Origin of the sequence: Pseudomonas sp. HMWF021, assembly GCF_003061005.1 — a bacterium.
Classification (GTDB): Bacteria; Pseudomonadota; Gammaproteobacteria; order Pseudomonadales; family Pseudomonadaceae; genus Aquipseudomonas.
On sequence record NZ_QAIK01000105.1, the window covers coordinates 1 to 1101 of the forward strand.

Genomic DNA, 1101 nt, shown 5'->3' on the forward strand with positions numbered 1-1101 from the left:
CAGGACGATTGCCAGCGTGGTGGACTTCGGCAAGGTCGGGTACATCACCAGGCCGAACGGGATGACGGTCAGGATCACCGACAGGATGAAGCCGATGGCGTACGACTTTACGCTGCCGTGGCCAGCATCATGGCTGTCATGGGAGTGTGCATTAGCCATTACAGGGTCCCCATCAGGTAAACAACGGTGAATACGCAGATCCACACCACGTCCAGGAAGTGCCAGAACAGGCTCAGGCAGCTCAGACGGGTCTTGTTGGTCGCCGTCAGGCCGTGCTTGTTGACCTGGTACATCATGATGCCCATCCAGATCAGACCCGCGGATACGTGCAGACCGTGAGTACCGACCAGGGTGAAGAACGCCGACAGGAAGCCCGAACGGCTAGGACCGAAGCCCTCGGAGATCAGCAGGTGGAACTCGTTGATCTCCATGGCGATGAAGCCTGCGCCGAGCAGGAAGGTCATGAACAACCAGCCCAGGACCTGCTGCTTCTTGCCTTTGTACAACGCCAGCATGGCGAAGCCGTAGGTGATCGAACTGAACAACAGCAGAGCGGTTTCGCCCAGCACGTAGGGCAGTTCGAAGATGTCGTGGCCCGACGGGCCACCGGCGACGTTGTTTACCAGTACTGCGTACACCGCGAAGATCGACGCAAACAGAATGCAGTCGGTCATCAGGTAGAGCCAGAAACCGTATACGGTCATCTCGCCCGAGTCGTGGTGATGGTCATCGTGCCCATGGTCACCATGGGCGTGTCCAACATTGGTCACTAAGTTCGACATGGTTTAAGCCTGTTCCAACGAGGTTACACGGGTGCCATTGGCCGGGATTTTCCCTGCCGCGACCAGACGCTTGTGCTGCTCGGCTTCGATGCGCTCGATCGTTTCAACCGGAACCATGTAGCCCTGGTCGTCACGTGCGGCGTGGATCACGAAGTAGATGACAGTGCCGGCCAGGCTGGCGATCGCCAACCACCAGATGTGCCAGATCATCGCGAAACCGAAGACGGTCAGCAGTGCGCCCATCACCACGCCAGTGGCGGTGTTGTTCGGCATGTGGATCGGCTCGTACTTGGCCGGAGCCTGGTACGCAGTACCGTTT

Annotated in this window: 2 protein-coding genes and 1 pseudogene; all 3 read right to left on the reverse strand. The window is 58.7% G+C overall.

Annotated features, from left to right (window positions below; translation table 11 throughout):
• Window positions 1-159, reverse strand: a 159-nt coding sequence (locus tag DBR18_RS14130; protein ID WP_371921098.1) for a cytochrome o ubiquinol/quinol oxidase subunit IV, incomplete at its 3' end; no start/stop codon positions are given.
• Window positions 159-782, reverse strand: coding sequence for a cytochrome o ubiquinol oxidase subunit III (gene cyoC / locus DBR18_RS14135; protein WP_003227982.1), 624 nt, complete (start codon window positions 780-782; stop codon window positions 159-161). The genes DBR18_RS14130 and cyoC, both read right to left, overlap by 1 nt.
• Before the next feature lie 3 nt (window positions 783-785).
• A pseudogene (locus DBR18_RS14140) lies at window positions 786-1101 on the reverse strand (cytochrome o ubiquinol oxidase subunit I); the annotation flags it as partial.